This window comes from Achromobacter sp. DH1f, assembly GCF_000633435.1.
GTDB lineage: Bacteria > Pseudomonadota > Gammaproteobacteria > Burkholderiales > Burkholderiaceae_B > Achromobacter > Achromobacter deleyi.
Genome location: NZ_AYMF01000012.1, coordinates 58,334 through 74,546 on the forward strand (window position 1 = coordinate 58,334; position 16,213 = coordinate 74,546).

General features: G+C 66.9%; 18 protein-coding genes and 1 tRNA gene. 7 read left to right on the forward strand and 12 right to left on the reverse strand.

From position 1 onward, the window contains the following. Positions 1–16 precede the first annotated feature (16 nt). On the forward strand, positions 17–280 hold the full coding sequence (locus U858_RS0112580) for a hypothetical protein (protein WP_025137511.1): 264 nt from the start codon (positions 17–19) through the stop codon (positions 278–280). Beyond that, the gene (locus U858_RS0112585) at positions 280–747 is read left to right on the forward strand and encodes a YaiI/YqxD family protein (protein WP_025137512.1); all 468 of its coding nucleotides are present in this window, start codon (positions 280–282) and stop codon (positions 745–747) included. Before U858_RS0112580 ends, U858_RS0112585 begins: the two co-directional genes overlap by 1 nt. 43 nt (positions 748–790) lie before the next feature. On the opposite strand, the gene U858_RS35330 is transcribed toward U858_RS0112585, so the two are convergent. From U858_RS35330 to U858_RS0112620, 7 genes are all read right to left on the reverse strand, one after another. After that, a complete protein-coding gene (locus U858_RS35330; protein ID WP_025137513.1) occupies positions 791–958 on the reverse strand; it encodes a hypothetical protein in 168 nt (55 codons plus the stop codon). Positions 959–1,250: 292 nt separating this feature from the next. Next, a tRNA-Val gene (locus U858_RS0112595) sits at positions 1,251–1,325 on the reverse strand. A 60-nt stretch (positions 1,326–1,385) separates the two neighbouring features. Continuing rightward, positions 1,386–2,108 carry a DNA polymerase III subunit epsilon gene (dnaQ, locus tag U858_RS0112600; RefSeq protein WP_025137514.1) on the reverse strand — a complete coding sequence of 241 codons (723 nt, stop codon included), beginning with the start codon at positions 2,106–2,108 and terminating at the stop codon, positions 1,386–1,388. A gap of 4 nt (positions 2,109–2,112) precedes the next feature. Then, the gene (locus U858_RS0112605) at positions 2,113–5,235 is read right to left on the reverse strand and encodes an efflux RND transporter permease subunit (RefSeq protein WP_025137515.1); all 3,123 of its coding nucleotides are present in this window, start codon (positions 5,233–5,235) and stop codon (positions 2,113–2,115) included. Between the two features lie 25 nt (positions 5,236–5,260). Further along, entirely contained in the window at positions 5,261–6,340 is a 1,080-nt protein-coding gene (locus U858_RS0112610) for an efflux RND transporter periplasmic adaptor subunit (RefSeq protein ID WP_025137516.1), read from the reverse strand. A gap of 199 nt (positions 6,341–6,539) precedes the next feature. Continuing rightward, positions 6,540–7,001 (reverse strand): ribonuclease HI, encoded by a 462-nt coding sequence (gene rnhA, locus U858_RS0112615; RefSeq protein ID WP_025137517.1) that lies wholly within the window; start codon positions 6,999–7,001, stop codon positions 6,540–6,542. Between the two features lie 51 nt (positions 7,002–7,052). Continuing rightward, positions 7,053–7,832 carry a class I SAM-dependent methyltransferase gene (locus U858_RS0112620; RefSeq protein ID WP_025137518.1) on the reverse strand — a complete coding sequence of 260 codons (780 nt, stop codon included), beginning with the start codon at positions 7,830–7,832 and terminating at the stop codon, positions 7,053–7,055. A 20-nt stretch (positions 7,833–7,852) separates the two neighbouring features. Here U858_RS0112620 and gloB point away from each other — a divergent pair, with 20 nt between their 5' ends. From gloB to fabI, 3 genes are all read left to right on the forward strand, one after another. Then, positions 7,853–8,674, forward strand: a complete 822-nt coding sequence (gene gloB / locus U858_RS0112625; protein ID WP_025137519.1) for a hydroxyacylglutathione hydrolase — start codon at positions 7,853–7,855, stop codon at positions 8,672–8,674. A gap of 7 nt (positions 8,675–8,681) precedes the next feature. Then, on the forward strand, positions 8,682–10,097 hold the full coding sequence (locus U858_RS0112630) for a transglycosylase SLT domain-containing protein (protein WP_025137520.1): 1,416 nt from the start codon (positions 8,682–8,684) through the stop codon (positions 10,095–10,097). 134 nt (positions 10,098–10,231) lie between these two features. After that, positions 10,232–11,017 carry an enoyl-ACP reductase FabI gene (fabI, locus tag U858_RS0112635; protein WP_029953785.1) on the forward strand — a complete coding sequence of 262 codons (786 nt, stop codon included), beginning with the start codon at positions 10,232–10,234 and terminating at the stop codon, positions 11,015–11,017. Between the two features lie 87 nt (positions 11,018–11,104). On the opposite strand, the gene U858_RS0112640 is transcribed toward fabI, so the two are convergent. Further along, on the reverse strand, positions 11,105–11,503 hold the full coding sequence (locus U858_RS0112640) for an OsmC family protein (RefSeq protein ID WP_025137521.1): 399 nt from the start codon (positions 11,501–11,503) through the stop codon (positions 11,105–11,107). Between the two features lie 182 nt (positions 11,504–11,685). Between U858_RS0112640 and U858_RS0112645 the strand changes: the two genes are divergently transcribed. After that, positions 11,686–12,363 carry a tellurite resistance TerB family protein gene (locus tag U858_RS0112645; protein ID WP_025137522.1) on the forward strand — a complete coding sequence of 226 codons (678 nt, stop codon included), beginning with the start codon at positions 11,686–11,688 and terminating at the stop codon, positions 12,361–12,363. A gap of 65 nt (positions 12,364–12,428) precedes the next feature. Here the strand turns inward: U858_RS0112645 and U858_RS0112650 are convergent, their stop codons facing one another. The 3 genes from U858_RS0112650 to U858_RS0112665 form a co-directional block, all read right to left on the reverse strand. Then, a complete protein-coding gene (locus U858_RS0112650) occupies positions 12,429–13,415 on the reverse strand; it encodes a tripartite tricarboxylate transporter substrate binding protein (protein WP_025137523.1) in 987 nt (328 codons plus the stop codon). A 30-nt stretch (positions 13,416–13,445) separates the two neighbouring features. Then, entirely contained in the window at positions 13,446–14,327 is an 882-nt protein-coding gene (gene nadC, locus U858_RS0112655; protein ID WP_025137524.1) for a carboxylating nicotinate-nucleotide diphosphorylase, read from the reverse strand. Positions 14,328–14,455: 128 nt separating this feature from the next. Beyond that, the gene (locus tag U858_RS0112665; RefSeq protein WP_025137525.1) at positions 14,456–15,391 is read right to left on the reverse strand and encodes a membrane protein; all 936 of its coding nucleotides are present in this window, start codon (positions 15,389–15,391) and stop codon (positions 14,456–14,458) included. A 187-nt stretch (positions 15,392–15,578) separates the two neighbouring features. Between U858_RS0112665 and U858_RS0112670 the strand changes: the two genes are divergently transcribed. Further along, complete coding sequence (locus U858_RS0112670) at positions 15,579–15,809, forward strand: hypothetical protein (protein WP_025137526.1); 231 nt, start codon at positions 15,579–15,581, stop codon at positions 15,807–15,809. 27 nt (positions 15,810–15,836) lie between these two features. Here the strand turns inward: U858_RS0112670 and U858_RS0112675 are convergent, their stop codons facing one another. Then, entirely contained in the window at positions 15,837–16,172 is a 336-nt protein-coding gene (locus U858_RS0112675) for an STAS domain-containing protein (RefSeq protein WP_025137527.1), read from the reverse strand. Positions 16,173–16,213: the final 41 nt, after the last annotated feature.

Consider the following 16,213-nt stretch of genomic DNA (forward strand, 5'->3'; position numbering starts at 1 on the left):
CCAATCAGGAATCTTCATGAATAAATTCGATCTGCAAAAGAACCAGGCGCTGAAACTGGCCGGCCAACTCAAGCAAGCCGCTACGCCGGACCGCTTCGGCACGGCGTCGCAGGCGCCCGACCGTCGCGAGCAGCGCAAGCTGGACCAGGCCGCCGGCCTGGTGCCGTTTCCGCTGAAGCTGTCGCAGGCGCAAGCCGACGCGCTGCGCGCGGCGGCCGCCGAACGCGGCATCACCACCAACGACCTCGTCGCCGAAGCCTTGCAGAAGGCCCTGGGCTGATGCATATCTGGGTCGATGCCGACGCCTGCCCCGGGGTCATCAAGGACATCCTGTTTCGCGCCGCGCAGCGCTGGCAGGTGCCGCTGACCCTGGTGGCCAACCAGGCGCTGCACACCCCGCCGTCGCCGCTGATCCGCGCGGTGCAGGTGCCGCGCGGCTTCGACGTGGCCGACGCGCATATCGTCGAACGCGCGGCCGCGGGCGACCTGGTCATCACCGGCGACATTCCGCTGGCGGCGCAGGTGCTGGAAAAGGGTGCGATGGCGTTGAACCCGCGCGGCGAACGCTATTCGCCGGAAACCATCCGCGAACGGCTGGCGGTGCGGGACATGATGGAAGAATTGCGCGCCAGCGGCGTGGATACGGGCGGACCGCCCTCGTTCAGCCAGGCGGATCGCAAGGCCTTCGCCAACCAGCTCGATACCTTGCTGGCACGGGTGGCGCGCCAGGCAGCGCCCAAGGGCTGAACACGGCAGGCCCCTGCCCGCCGGCGCGCGGCCGGCGCGAACCTCAATAGAACGTGATGTACGCCTTGTAGATGATCGTGCCGATGGCCGTGATGAGGCCGATGCCCATCAAGCCCATGCCGATATTGCGGTCCCGCAGTCCGAACCCGACCAGCATGAGCGCCACGCCCGTGACGATGATGATCAACATGGTGTTGGTGCTGGGGTGCATAAGGGTCTCCCGAAGCGTGGGTTTCAGCTTCGATCGGTCAGCGTCGATCTCGGCTTCGATACATCAGCTTCCATCATAGACAACCCCGGGGACGATAGCGCGCAAGCGCCACCGCGTGGCTTGCGCCACGTCAAGGAAGACGCAGAAAGCAGGCGCAGAAAACAAAAAAGCCAACCGCGGGGTTGGCTCTAATGCTTTGGCTTTATTGCTTTGTACTGCTGCCTTGCTTTGCACTGCTATCTCGAATCACGCTTACCCGCTTTGCAGCCAGGCCAGGTTCTTCGAGGGTCTTTGGTGGGTGGTACAAGTTTCGAACTTGTGACCCCTGCCGTGTGAAGGCAGTGCTCTACCACTGAGCTAACCACCCCGAAAGAGGCGAAATATTAGCACGCTTTTTTGGAAGTGTGCAAGTCGCCTGTGAAATACTTCAGTTGACCGCCGCCGGCGCGTCCATTTTGCGCCAGACGCATTCGCCGCCCACCGACTTGTCCAGCGCCGCCAGGTAGGTTTCGTGCTCGGCCAGTTCGGCCTCGCTGGCCTTCACCACCGGCAGGCCGGAGGCGTCGAAGCGGGCCAGCACCATGCCACCATTGGCGCCCTGGTCGTTGTCGTCCACATCGATCAGCAGCGCGTCCTGCCCGCGAGTCATGGCCAGCCAGACTTCGGCCAGCAACTGCGAGTCCAGCAAGGCGCCGTGCAGCGTACGGTGGGCGTTGGAAATGCCGAAGCGGTCGCACAGCGCATCCAGCGAGTTGCGCTTGCCCGGGAAGAGCGAGCGCGCGTGCAGCAGCGAGTCGGTGACCGTGTCGCAGTATTCGGTGATGACGCCCCGGCCGGTCTTGGCCAGTTCGGCGTTGAAGAACTTCACGTCGAACGCGGCGTTGTGCGCGATCAGCTCGGCGCCCTGGATGAACTTCACGAATTCGTCGGCCACTTCCGCGAAACGCGGCTTGTCGGACAGGAATTCGGTGGTCAGGCCGTGTACCGCCAGCGCCTCGGGGTCGCTGTCGCGGTCCGGGTTCAGGTAGATGTGCAGGTTGTTGCCGGTGGCCATCCGGTTGACCAGTTCGACGCAGCCGATTTCGACGATGCGGTGTCCCTGGGCCGGGTCCAGCCCGGTGGTTTCAGTGTCAAAGATGATCTGGCGCATAAAGCTATTCCGACGCTTGGGCCGCAGACGTCGGCCGCGAGTGCGCATCCGGGGCGCCCGGCTCGGCCGGGGGATGCGCTGCGCTGCCGGCGGGGCCGGGTTTCTTGCGTGCGGTGGCGATCAGGGTGTAGGCCACCGGCACGACGAACAAGGTCAGTAGTGTACCCAGCATCAGCCCGCCCACCAGAACCCAGCCGATCTGCTGGCGCGATTCGGCGCCCGCGCCGGTCGACAGCGCCAGCGGCACCGTGCCCAGCACCATGGCCCCCGTGGTCATCAGGATAGGCCGCAGGCGCAGCACGCTGGCCTCGGTGACGGCCTCGAACAGTTCCCTGCCCTCGTCGCGCAGCTGGTTGGTGAATTCCACGATCAGGATGCCGTGCTTGGTAATCAGCCCCACCAGCGTGATCAGCCCGATCTGGCTGTAGATCGACAGCGTGCCGCCGGTGAGATACAGCGCCAGCAGCGCGCCGGTCATGGACAGCGGCACCGACAGCATGATGATGAAAGGGTTGCGCCAGCTTTCGAACTGCGCGGCCAGCACCAGGTAGATGAAGGCCAGCGCCATGGCGAAGACCAGGTAGATGCTGCCGGACGAATCGCGGAATTCGCGCGACTGGCCGTCCAGGTCGGTCACGACCGTGTTGGGCAGCACTTCACGGGCCACCTGGTGCATGTGGGTCAGCACTTCGCCGAGCGCGTAGCCGGGCGCCACGGCGGCGTCGATCTTGACCGCGCGCAGGCGGTTGAAGTGGTTCAGCGACTGCGGCGACACGCCTTCGTGCACGCCAAGCAGGTTGTCCAGCTGCACCATGCTGCCGTCGCGCGCCCGGATGTGGATGCCGGAAATATCGGTGGGGTTGGCGCGGTCGCGCGGGGTCACCTGCACGATCACGTCGTACTGCTCGCCCTGGTCTTTGTAGCGGGTGACCTGGCGGCCGCCCAGCATCGATTCCAGTGTGCGGCCCACGGTGTCGACGTTGGCGCCCACGTCCGCCATCTTGTCGCGATCCACCCGCACCCGCAGTTCGGGGGTGTTCAGGCGCAGGTCCGTGTCCAGGTTCATCAGGCCGGGATACTTGCGCAGCTCGGTCAGGAACACGTCGGTCAGGCGGGCCAGCTCTTCATACGAGGCCTGGCTCATGATGATGAATTCCACCGGCTTGGACCGGGCGGACTGGCCCAGCGACGGCGGATTGGTGGGGAACGCGCGCACCCCGGGCAGCGACGAGAACAGCGGCTGCAATTCCTGCGTGATGGCCTGCTGCTTGCGGCCGCGCTCTTCCCAGGGCTTCAGGCGCAGGATGGCCGTGCCGTCGGTGACCGTGGGAAAGCCCACCGTAACCTGGCTGCCGCTGGCTTCGGGAATGGCCGCGTAGAACCCCTCGATGCCCTGCATGCTGTCCAGCGTGTAGTTCAGCGTGGCGCCTTCGGGCGCGCTGACGATGCCGAACACCACGCCGCGGTCTTCGATGGGCGCCAGTTCGCTCTTGACCACCTTGAACAGCACGCCGCTGCCGGCGGCCACGGCCACGCCGATGACCACCACCAGCCAGCGATGCCGCAGCGATGCGCCCAACAGGCGGCGGTAGCCGTTGCTCATGCCATTCAGCCAGCCTTCGATCAGGTTGTACCAGCGGCTGTGGCTGCTCTGGTGGCGCAGCAGCACCGAGCACATCATGGGCGTGAGCGTCAGGGCCACGAAGCCGGACACCAGCACGGCGCCGGCCAGCGCCAGCGCGAATTCGATGAACAGGCGTCCGGTGCGGCCGGTGGCAAACGCCAGCGGCGCGTACACGGTGACCAGGGTCATGGTCATGGCCACTACCGCGAAACCGATCTCGCGCGAGCCGCGCAGCGCGGCTTCCTTGCGCGGCATGCCGTCTTCGATGTGGCGGAAGATGTTTTCCAGCACCACGATGGCGTCGTCCACCACCAGGCCGATGGCCAGCACCATGGCCAGCAGCGTCAACGTGTTGATGGAAAAGCCGAACAGGTACATCAGCGCGCAGGCGCCCACCAGCGACACGGGAATGGTGACGATGGGGATGATGCTGGCCCGCAGGTTGCGCAGGAAGAAGAAGATCACCAGCACCACCAGGATGATGGCTTCGCCGATGGTGTGGAACACCGAATCGATGGACCGCTCGATGAACACCGACGAGTCATACGCGATGGTGAGCTTCATGCCGGCCGGCAGATTCTCGTTCAGGCGCACGATTTCCTCGCGTGCCGCCTTGGACAGTTCCAGCGGGTTGGCGGTGGACTGGCGCGTGACGCCGATGTTGATGGCCGGCTTGCCGTTGAACCGCGACAGCACGCGGTCGTTGGCGGCGCCGATCTCGACCTTGGAGACGTCGCGCAGCCGCACCGGATAGCCCTTCACGTTGGCGACGATGACGTTCTCGAACTGCGTCGGGGTCTGCAGGTCGGTGGATGACACCACCGAGAATTCCCGGGCCCGCGATTCAATGCGGCCGGCGGGAATTTCGACGTTCTGGCTGCGCAGCGCGGTCTCGACGTCCTGCACGGTCAGGCCGTAGGCGGCGAGCTTGTCGCGGTCCACGTAGATGCGCATGGACGGCAAGCGCTCGCCGAACACGCGCACTTCGGCCGCCCCCGGCAGCACCGACAGGCGCGTCTTGATGTAGCGGTTGATGTAGTCGGACGTCTGGATCGCCGAGTACGAACCGGATTCCACCGCGATGTAGATGATGGGCTGGGAATCGGCCTCGACCTTGCCGATGATGGGCTCGTCGATCTCGTCGGGCAGGAAGCGCCGCGCGCGCGAGACCTTGTCTCGCACTTCGGCCGCGGCGGCGTCCGGGTTGCGCGACAGGTTGAACTTGATGTTGATGAGACTGCGCTCTGAGCGGCTGCGGGACGTCATCACGTCCACGCCTTCGATGCCGGCCAGCTGGTCTTCCAGCGGCTTGGTCACCTGCGATTCGATCACCTCGGGCGAGGCGCCCTTGTAGGTGGTGTCCACCGACACGATGGGTTCGTCGATCTTGGGGTATTCGCGCACCGACAGGCGGGAATACGAGATCAGGCCGATCAGGATGATGATCAGCGACAGCACCGACGCGAACACCGGCCGATTGATACAGGTTTCGGAGATACGCATGGGGCAGCCGCTCGCGGAGGTGGCGTCAGGCGCCGTTGTTCACGACCTGCACGGCGCCGCCGTCGGTCACGCGCTGCAGGCCGGACACCACCAGCTGGTCGCCCAGGGCCACGCCCGTCAGGATCTCGACGCGGCCTTCGCGGCGTTCGCCGATGGTGACTTCGCGGCGCTCGGCCACGCCGTCCTTGACCCGGTAGACGTACTGCGTTTCGCCGGACGGCGACAGCGCGGCTTCGGGCGCGACCAGCGCCTTGTCCTGGTTGAACATCAGTTGCACGCGGGCAAACATGCCCGGGCGCAGCACCGAATCCTGGTTGGCCACCGTGGCCCGCAGCAGGATGGAGCGCCCGCCCGCGTCGATCAGCGGGCTGACGGCGTACACCAGGCCCTGGCGTTCCTGGCCGGGCAGCGCATCCAGGCGCAGCGTCAATTGCTGGCCCACGCCGACCTTGCTCAGATACATTTCCGGCACCCGGAAATCCACCTTGAGCGGGTCGATGGCTTCGAGCGGGGCCAGGTCCTGGCCCTGGTTGACGTAGTCTCCCACCGACACGCTGCGCAGGCCGGCAAAGCCGGCGAAGGGCGCGGTGATGGTCATCTTGTCCAGGCGCGCCTGCGCCAGCGCCACGGCGGCTTCCTGTACCTTGAGCGTGCTGGCCGATTCGTCGCGCGCCTGCTGGCTGACGAAGCCCTTGCCTTGCAGCGCCACGGCGCGGCGGTAGTGGCTCTGCGCCAGCGTCAGGTTGGCGCGGGCCTGGGCCAGCTCGGCGCGCGGCACCGAGTCATCCAGCCGGATCAGGGGCTGGCCGCGCTTGACGGGCTGGCCTTCCTTGAATTCGATGGACTGGATGCGCCCGGCCACTTCGGGCCGCAGCACGACGGCCTCGTCCGAACGCAGGCTGCCCACGGCCGACAGGCCACGGGCGAACGGAATTTCAGTGACGGCGGCGACCTCGACCCGCGCGGCGGCGGCCTTGGGCACCGGTTTGGCGGCCGCCTTGGATTCGACGGCGCCCGGCGCAAGCCAGCGCGGCACGAATACGCCAAGCGCGGCCCCCGCGGCCAACCCGGCCGCGACGGCGGCCAACAGTACAGCTTTTTTCATGCGCGAATGTGGCGGTATCGCGGCGCGCGCCACGCATGCCCCGCAGGGGCGGCGCCGCTGGATCTGGAATAAGGCTTGGCACTTTAGCACCCGGATTTACATACTGGAACAATCCTGTAGCGCGCTGAAAGCACTAAACCACCCGACCCAGGGTATATCCCGATGCGGCATGGGCGCCGCCGGCCCAGTTGCGGCCCGATCAGCCGCGTTTGATGGATTCCACGCCCTGGTTGGCGAGCTGGTCGGCGCGTTCGTTGCCGGGGTCGCCCGCGTGACCACGCACCCAGCGCCAGGACACCGTGTGGCGGCGCACCTGGTCGTCAAGTGCCTGCCACAGCTCGGCGTTCTTGACCGGTTTCTTGTCGGCCGTCATCCAGCCGCGGCGCTTCCAGTTGGCCAGCCATTCGGTCATGCCCTTCATGACGTACTGGGAGTCGGTGTGGATCGTGACGATGCACGGGCGCTTGAGCGCTCGCAGGCCTTCGATGACGGCCAGCAGTTCCATGCGGTTGTTGGTGGTCTGGGCCTCGCCGCCGTGCATGGTCTTTTCGTGCGCGCCGGCGCGCATCAGCACCCCCCAACCGCCCGGACCCGGGTTGCCCTTGCAGGCGCCGTCGGTCCACATTTCCACTTTCTGGTCGTTCGCGTTGTTGTCCTGCATGGTGCTGCTGGTATGTCCTTGTACTGTCACAGTGAAACCGGCGGGGCCGCTTCAGGAGCGGTCGAAACCGTCGTCCGCCTGGCGATTGACCACCACCGACGCCGCGCGGGCGCGCTTGGGCTTGGTCTTCCAGGCGGGCCCAATGATACGCATGCCGGCCACCCGCTTGACGGCCGACACCAGGTAGACGGCGCCGCCCAGGCTCCACCAGCGCGCCCCCGCCGATTCCAGGAAGCCCCAGCGCTGCAGCCATTTTTCGCTGCGGCAGGCCGGCGCGTAGCAGCCGAAATGGCTTTGCTCGACTTCCAGCGACAGCAGCTTGAACCAGTCTTTCAGGCGCGGCAGCGAGACTTGCGACGACGGCGGCTGCGGCAGCCAGGGTTCCATGCCGGGCATGCGGGTGCGCGCGCCCCACATGCTCCAGGGGTTGAAGCCGGAAATCACCACCCGCCCTTCGGGCACCAGCACGCGCTCGACCTCGCGCAGCACGTTGTGCGGTTCGGCCGCGCATTCGAACGCGTGCGGCAGGATCAACAGGTCGACGCTCTGGGATTCGAACGGCAGGGCCTCGGGCTGGGCCAGCACCACCCGCGACTGCCAGCCGGCGATGCTCTCGGGGGTGGGCGCTTCGGTGCCGACATAGCCCTTGAAGGGCATGCGGTTGGCGCGCAGCAGGTTCATGTCGGCCAGCCCGACCTGCCAGGCGTAATATCCAAACACGTCCGCCACGGCCGCGTCGAACTGCGCGCGTTCCCAGGCCAGGGCATACTGCCCGGGCGGCGTCTGGAACCATTCAGCCAGTTCTACAATCGGCGCAGTCTCTTCTGCCACGTCTTATTCCTTCGAATCTCATGCAAGCCTTGACCGCCCCCGCAGGCGGCCGCGAAAGCACTGCCGCGGTCTTGCCTTTGCCCGCCTTCACCGACAACTATATCTGGGCCATCGTCCGCGACGGACAGGCCGCCGTGGTCGACCCCGGCGAAGCTGGCCCCGTGCTGCAATGGCTGGCCCGCGAAGGCCTGACGCTGCGCGCCATTCTACTCACGCACCACCACGGCGACCATGTGGGAGGCGTCCTGGAATTGTCCCGCATTGGCGGCATCACGGTATATGGGCCCGCCCGCGAGACGCTGCCGCGCTGCGACGTGCCGCTGGTCGAGGGCGATCGGGTGGAAATCCCCGAACTGGACCTGGACCTGACCGTGCTGGACGTGCCCGGCCACACCGCCGGACACATCGCCTACGTCGGCCGGGCGGCGGGAAAACAGCCTGTGCTGTTCTGTGGGGACACATTGTTTGCGGGGGGGTGCGGCCGGCTTTTCGAGGGGACTCCCGCGCAAATGCATGATTCCTTGGAAAAATTTTCTGTTTTACCGCCAGATACACAGGTTTTTTGCGCACACGAGTACACTCTAGCGAACTTGCGCTGGGCCATGGCAGTCGAACCCGCCAACCGCACCCTGCAACAGTGGTATCAGCGGGCCCAGCAATTACGCGCAGAAGGTCTTCCCACGCTTCCCTCGACCATCGGTCAGGAACGCGCGACCAACCCGTTTTTGCGTACGCAGCAAGCTGACGTCGTCCGCGCCGCAATTGACTGGGCCGGCCGCGACCAAACTACGCCGGTAGAGGTTTTTGCCTCCCTTCGTGAATGGAAGAACGAATTCAAGTGACCGCCCGATGAAGCTATCCCGACTCCTTCTGCCACTACTGATGGCAGTCCTCGCCGGTTGCGCAGGAACCAAATCCCCCGACAGCAAGAACCTCACCACCAACTCCCAAGGGCGCTACATCGCCCGCGACACGTCCCGCACGGTTGACCTGACCAACCCGCCGGCCGACGCCTGGGACCGCATCCGGCGCGGCTTTGCCATCCCCAACCTGAACACCGACCTCTCGCAGCAGTGGACCGACTATTACGCGTCCCACCCCGAGGCGGTGCAGCGCATGGCCGAGCGCGCCGGCAAATACCTGTATTTCATCGTCGACGAAATCAACCGCCGCGGCCTGCCGACCGAGCTGGCCCTGCTGCCCTTCGTCGAAAGCGCCTACAACCCGACCGCCCTGTCGCGCGCCCAGGCCTCCGGCCTGTGGCAGTTCGTGCCGGCCACCGGGCAGCACTTCAACCTGAAGCAGGACTGGTGGCGCGACGAGCGCCGCGACCCCATCGCCTCGACCAACGCGGCGCTGGACTACCTGGAAAAGCTGTTTGAAATGCAGGGCGACTGGTACCTGGCCCTGGCCTCGTACAACTGGGGCGAAGGCTCGGTGCAGCGCGCCATGGCCAAGAACGAAGCCGCCGGCCAGCCCACCGACTACCTGTCGCTGAACATGCCGGACGAGACCCGCAACTACGTCCCCAAGCTGCAGGCCATCAAGAACATCATCGCCGACCCGCAGCGCTACGCGGTGGCGTTGCCCCCGGTAGGCAACACGCCCTACTTCGTGACGGTGCAGAAGAACAGCGACATCGACCTGGAAATCGCCGCCAAGCTGGCCGAAATGCCGCTGGACGAATTCAAGGCCCTGAACCCGTCGTTCAACCGCCCCGTCATCCGCGGCGACCACGGCCCCACCCTGCTGCTGCCGGCCGACCGCGTCGAGATCTTCAACGCCAACCTGACCAACTACAAGGGCGACCTGAGCGCCTGGAAGGTCTACCACTCGCGCCGCGGCGAATCGTACGCGTCGATCGCCAAGCGTTTCGGCGTCACCGAAGCCAAGCTGCGTGAGACCAACGACATCGGCTCGCGCCAGAAGGTCGCGTCGGGCCAGTCGCTGCTGGTGCCGGGCGATCCCGGCACGGGCGGCGTGCAGCTGGCCTCGCTGGCCGCCCCCGTGGGCGCGCTGGATTCGGCCCCGGCCAGCACCAAGACGCCGGCCCCGCGCGGCAAGGCCGCGGCCCCCGCCGCCCGCGGCGCGTCGGCTCGTCCCAATGTGCGCACCCACAAGGTCCGCCAGGGCGACACGCTGTTCTCGCTGGCCAAGCAGTACGGCACCTCGGTGGATGCGCTGCGTGCCCTGAACAACCTGAAGGGCAATGCGCTCAAGATCGGCGCCCAGCTGCGCGTGCCGGGCACCAACGCCCGCGGTTGAAGTCCGGGGCCGAGACCCGGCCCCCCGTCATATCTCGCGGCGCCCACCAGGGCGCCGCGGCGTTTTATCCGCGGAGCCGCCAAACTCCTTAAAATAGGCGGTCTCCAGAAGGAAAAAATTCAAAGGAACCACACATGGGCTTTCTCGCCGGCAAACGCATCCTGGTCACCGGGGTGCTTTCGAACCGCTCCATCGCCTACGGCATCGCGCGCGCCTGTCACCAGCAAGGCGCCGAACTGGCGTTCACCTACGTGGGCGACCGCTTCAAAGACCGCGTGAGCGAATTCGCCGCCGAATTCGGCAGCGACATCGTGCTGCCGTGCGACGTGGCCGAAGACAGCCAGATCGAAGCCACCTTCACCGACCTGGCCAAGCGCTGGGACGGCCTGGACGGCCTGGTGCACTCCATCGGCTTCGCGCCGCGCGAAGCCATTGCCGGCAACTTCCTGGATGGCCTGTCGCGCGAAGGTTTCCGCATCGCCCACGACATTTCCGCCTACAGCTTCGCCGCCATGGCCAAGGCCGCCCTGCCGCTGATGGAAGGCCGCAATGGTTCGGTGCTGACGCTGACCTACCTGGGCGCCGAGCGCGTGGTGCCCAACTACAACACCATGGGCCTGGCCAAGGCCTCGCTGGAAGCCAGCGTGCGCTACCTGGCCACGGCGCTGGGCCCGCGCGGCATCCGCGCCAACGGCATTTCGGCCGGCCCGATCAAGACCCTGGCCGCCAGCGGCATCAAGGACTTCTCGGCGATCCTGAAGTTCGTCGAGGCCCAGGCGCCGCTGCGCCGCAACGTCACCATCGACGACGTCGGCAACGTGGCCGCCTTCATGCTGTCGGACCTGGCCGCTGGCGTCACCGGCGAGATCACCCACGTGGACGCGGGCTTCTCGACCGTCGTCCCGGGCATGGAAGACTGATACCGGACGGGGCCTGACCCGGCACGGGTCGGCCCAGCCTGCCTTGGCAGGATAAAAAAACGGACCTGCGGGTCCGTTTTTTTTGATTCAGGCCGGCCGCACGATCAGCGTGGACACCTGCACGTCCACCGCCGTCATCAGCTTGTGGATCGGGCACTTTTCGGCCACGGCCAGCAATTCATCGATCTGCGCGTCGGTCAGTTCGCCGTGCAGCGTCAGCTTGGCCGTCAGGCGGTAGATGCCCTTGCGCTCTTCGCCGGCATCGCGCACCACGTCCACCCCCACCGATTCCAGCGGCAGGCCCTTGCGCTGCGCATAGACCATCAGCGTCATGGCCTTGCAGCCGCCCAATGCGGTATCGAAATAGTCGTGCGGATCGGGGCCGGCGCCCTGCGGCTGCGGCATGTCCAGCGGCAGGTCGTGGCCTTCGGCCGTGGCGGTGAATTGCAGGGTGTTGGGCGCGTTCTGGCGCACGTGGATCGTCATGGGCGGGGTTCCTTGCGTTGCGGGCGGCGCGCGCGCACCGCCTCTGCCCAAGTTGTAGCATCCGCCGCGCTCGCCCGCCCGGGCGCGCTACATCCATTTCTGACTGTAAGCTGAACTTCCTGCTGCGGCCGTGGTCGGATATTCCTGTCCGCAAGACCATTCGCATTCAACAGGGGGGCCACATGAGCGCCAGACAACTTCTCGATCAATTGCTGCAATCCGGCCAGGGCCTGCTGTCCGACGCCAGTTCCAAGGTGCAGGGCGCCACGGGCGGCAAGGGCTCGTTCCTGACCGGGCTGGGCGGCGGCGCGTTGGGCGCCGGCGCGCTGGGCCTGCTGCTGGGCAGCAAGAAGGCCCGCAATATTGGCGGCAAAGTCGCCATGTACGGCGGCATGGCGGCGCTGGGCGCCCTGGCCTATCGCGCCTATGGCGACTGGCAGCGCAACCAGGCCGGCGCGCCGTCCGGGCCGCCGCAGACGCTGGACCGCCTGCCCCCGCCCGAGGCCGAGCAGCACAGCTCGGCGGTGCTGACGGCCATGATCGGCGCGGCCAAGGCCGACGGCCATATCGGCCCCGAGGAACGCGCCCTGCTGGAAACCGAGATGGGCAAGCTGTCGTCCGACGCGCAGGACCGCCGCTGGCTGGAGGCCGAGCTGGCCCGTCCGCTGGACCCGGCCGCGATCGCGCAGTCGGCCAAGACCCCTGAAATGGCGGCCGAGATGTATCTGGCCAGCCTGCTGGTGGTGGACGAGGAAAGCTACATGGAACGCGCCTATCTGGACGAGCTGGCGCGCCGGCTGCAGTTGCAGCCCGGTTTGAAGGAACAGCTGGAACAGCACGCCCGCGCGGCGGTGGCCTGAGGCCAGGTTGAGGGCCGTGCAATCCAGGCCTCGGGTTTGCTTCCCGAGGCCTCGATCCCACTCTCTCAGTCCGCGCGCAGCCCGATCGCCTCAGTCAGCGCCGTATAGCGATCGATGTCCGCATTGATCATGTCCTGGAACGCCCTTGGCGAACTGATGGTCGGCGTGAAACCCTGCTCGCGCAGCGACGCCTGCACATCCGGCCGCTGCACGATCCGGGCAACTGCCGCGTTCAGCTTGGCGACCACCGCGGGCGGCGTGGCGGTAGGCGCCAGCAGGCCATGCCACTGGTCCAGCGCGTAATTCGGCACCCCTTGTTCGGCCACCGTCGGCACCTCGGGCAATAGCGGCGACCGCTGCGGCGAGGTGACCGCCAGCGCCCGCAGCTTGCCCGCCGCGATCAGCGGCGCGGCGCTCGAGGCCGTGACGACACCCATCCCCACCTGGCCAGCCATCACATCGGTCAGCGCCGGACCGCAACCCTTGTAAGGCACCTGCTGCAACGACGCGCCGGTGGCGCGCGCCAGCATTTCGCCCGCCAGATGCTGGGGCGTGCCGTTGCCGCAGGAGGCGAACGGCAGGGGCTTGTCGACGCGGCCGGCGTTCAGGGCGTCGTCCAGGTTGTGCAGCGGCGATGCCGCCGGCACCACGAAGACGGACGGCACGAAGGCCACGTTGATCACCGCCGCGAAATCGCGCTTGGGTGCGAAACCCAGGTTGCGATACACGCCAGGATTGATGGCGAAAGAGCTGTTGACCATCAGCAGCGTGTAGCCGTCGGGCGGCGATTCGGCCACGATGCGCGCGCCGATATTGCCGCTGGCGCCGGGACGATTTTCCACCACCACGGGCTGGCCGAACTGCTCTTGCAGGCTGGCGCCCAGGCGGCGCGCCAGCAGATCGGTGCCGCCGCCCGGCGGAAACGTCACGACGATGGTGACGGGATGGGTCGGGTAGGACGCATCGGACGGCGTATCGCCAGAGGGCGGATTGCCGCAGGCGCCCAGCGCCAGGGTCAAGAGCAGGGCCGGGGATAAAAGCGCGCGTTTCATGGTTTTCTGCCTGTCATGGCGGGGCCGGGCTCAGGCGTCCAGGCCGATGTCCAGCACCTTGGCGCTGTGGGTCAGCCAACCCACGGCGATCTGGTCGACGCCGGTGGCGGCTACCGCGGCGGCGGTGTCGGGGGTGATGCGGCCGGACGCTTCGGTAATGGCGCGGCCGCGCGCCATGGCGACCGCCTGGCGCAGTTCGTCCAGGCTCATGTTGTCCAGCAGCACCACGTCCACGCCCAGCGCCAGCGCGGTTTCCAGCTGGGCCAGCGTGTCGACTTCCAGCTCGATCTTGACCATGTGGCCGACGCCCCCACGGGCGCGCTGCACCGCGGCTTCGACGCCGCCGGCCAGGGCGATGTGGTTGTCCTTGATCAGCACGGCGTCGTCCAGCCCAAAGCGATGGTTGCTGCCGCCGCCCACGCGCACCGCGTACTTCTGCACGGCGCGCAGGCCCGGCAGGGTCTTGCGCGTGCAGGTGACGCGGGCGCCATGGCCTTCGATGGCGCGGGCGATGGAGGCCGTCGCGGTCGCCACGCCGCTCAGGTGGCACAGGAAGTTCAGCGCCACCCGCTCAGCGGTCAGCATGGCACGGGCGTTGCCGCGGATGCGCGCGATTTCCATGCCGGGCTCGAGCGCGGCGCCATCGCGCTGCGCCACGGTGAATTCGATGGCGGGGTCCATGGCGCGAAACGCCAGGCGCGCCAGGTCCAGCCCGGCCAGCACGCCTTCCTGGCGCGCCACCAGGCGCGTCTCGGCAACGGCGTCGGCGGGCACGATGGCGTCGGTGGTCAGGTCGCCGGCACGGCCCAGGTCTTCGAGCAAGGCCGCGCGCACCAACGGCTCGAGCATCACATCCGGCAAGGCGGGAATGGCCAAACGGGCGGCAGCGGGCACTTCACCTTTTATGCTCATTTTGAGTATTTAGTAGTTAAAAAAAGGCGCGCAAGGAATGCGCACTACTTATGCTAGAGATGAGCATATTGCTTGTCAAGCTGCGGCGCAGCATGCCGGACTGGCACCGCGTCGGGAGGGGTGACGCGTCAGAGACCGCGTGACAAGGGCAGTTTGCTGCCCGCAATGGCGCGTTCGAGCAGCACGTCGCGGCGAAAGCGAAACAGCTTGGCGGGCCGGCCCGCCGTGCCGGTAGCCATGTCGCCGGTTTCTTCCACCAGCGCCTGCTGTTCGATCAGGCGGCGAAAGTTCTGCTTGTGCAGGCCGCGTCCGGCCAGGGCTTCGACGGCCAGCTGCAATTGCAGCAGCGTGAATTGCGCCGGCATCAGTTCGAACACCACCGGGCGGTACTTGATCTTGGCGCGCAGCCGCGCGATGCCGGTGGCGAGAATGCGGCGATGGTCGTGGCGCATGGGCTCGCCCGGCAGCACGGCCATCGCGGCGCCCGGTTGGCGGCGGGCGGCTTCGGGCACCAGGCCGGCTTCGAACAGGAGCTCGTAGCGCTGCAAGACCATGTCTTCGTTCCAGGCCGCGCCGTCCAGCCCGAACGTGATGGCGGCGCGCTGGCGCCGGCGGTTGCGGGTGGCGACGTCCGCCGTGTCGTCGCACCAGGCCAGCAGGCGCGGCACGATCTGCGCGTCGACCAGGGCGGGCGTGCCCGCACGCCGGTCTTCCCAGGGGAAATAGCGGTACCAATCCTGCCAGCCCACCTGCGCCACGCCGGTTTCGCCGGCCTCGCGCGTCAGGCCCAGGTAGCTGACCGACATGACGCGCGCGCCCGATTCGTCGGAACGATCGCCGTCGGCAAAGGTGTAGAGCTGCTCGACATAGCCCAGCGGATGATGCGTCTGGGTTTCGACCCAGGCGCGCAAGCCCGCCTGCAAGGATCGGTGGGACAGTTCGAACGGCCCGGCCGGCAAGGCCCGCGCGTCGTCGGTCGTCAGGACCCGCGGTTCGCCGTTGGTGACGGCGACGAGGACGGCGACGAGTTCGGCATGCACGGAGCGTTCGACGGATTCGGTCAAGGTAGGTGTGGCAAAAGGGTGGAAACCGGGCGCTGCGAGGCGCTCGGCATTATAAGGTTCGGGCCCTGCAACAGCCCCTTGCAAACGTGACAGCGCAAAGCCCCTGATGGCGGGCGCACGGCCCTAACATGGGACGTGAATGTCGGTGCGCCGCCATCCTGGGACGCCCGCAACCGGAGCCGAGACCATGTTGAAAAACACGCCCGATCCCGCCGCCACCAAGCCCGCCACGCCGGCCGAACACCCCCCGCCCGTCGACCCTCGCAAAGGCACCGGCATCCTGCCGATGCCCGATCAAAGCGAGACGGTGGCCGGCATGCCGCGGCGCGGCCGCGCCATCGAAGAACCTGGCGATCCGGGCATCATCACGCCCGAAGACGACGTGCTGGACACGTCTTACGAAAACCGCAAGGGCTGAGCCCGGCAAAGCCTGGCCAGGGGCCGCTCAGGCGACCTTGGCCACGGCTTCCTGGCGCGTGTCGACCACGGTCAGGATGGCCAGGAAACCACTGATGTCAAACACTTCGCGGACATGCGGCTGCATGGCGCACAGCGCCAGCGCACCCGAGCCCTGCTTCAGGCGCTTGGCCAGCACCAGCACCACGCGCAGGCCCGCGCTTGAGATGTAGTTCAGGTTGGACATGTCCAGCACGAAGCGGCGTTCGCCTTTTTCGACCTGCGCCAGCAGGTCGGCTTCGATGCCCGCGGCGTTGCCGCTGTTGATCTGGCCTTCGGGCGAGACAACCAGCACTTCTCCGACTTTCTCGACTGCGAGATTCATAGTGGTTCCCGATAAGTGACCGGCGCCCCCGATCCCGGCCC